This window comes from Streptomyces millisiae, from assembly GCF_031845425.1.
Taxonomy (GTDB): domain Bacteria; phylum Actinomycetota; class Actinomycetes; order Streptomycetales; family Streptomycetaceae; genus Streptomyces; species Streptomyces millisiae.
Map to the genome: position 1 here is coordinate 1 of NZ_JAVREM010000217.1, position 516 is coordinate 516.

At 60.5% G+C, this 516-nt stretch carries 1 protein-coding gene; it reads left to right on the forward strand.

All coding sequences use genetic code 11. The features are described from left to right. Window positions 1–15: 15 nt before the first annotated feature. The coding region (locus RNC47_RS36315; protein WP_311605132.1) for a polysaccharide deacetylase family protein at window positions 16–516 on the forward strand (501 nt) is incomplete at its 3' end.

Below are 516 nucleotides of genomic sequence, written 5' to 3' on the forward strand. Positions count from 1 at the left end.
CGCTACCCGATGGACATGTCCTCAGAATCGGAGAGCAAACGCGGACGAGTCGAGGACTTTCTGCGCGACAACGGATATCGAAACGCGCCCATCACCTGCTGGTTCGGCGACTTCGTCTACATCGTGCCTTATCAGCGGTCCCTCATTACCGGCGACGTCGAGGCACAAGCCAGGCTGGAAGATCTCCACGTCCAGGGCGCTGTCGAAGGCCTGGAGAAGCATGCCGCATCGGCCCGCACCATGTTCGGCACCAACGTTCCACACATCTGGATGGTGCACGGCACACCCCTGGCCGCACGCACCATCGGGCGCATCGTCGAGGCATATGAGCAGCGAGGGGTGCAATTCGTCAGTCTCGAGAAGGCAATGCAGCATCCGGTGAACTTCAGCATGCCGCCGGTGCAGGACACCTTCAGCAATCATCTTCAGCGCTATGCGATGGCTGCGGGCATCGCGAAACCAGACCTCTCTGAAGAGCTGTTCGGCGAGATCCTCTTCAAGTGCCCGGTCAACGGG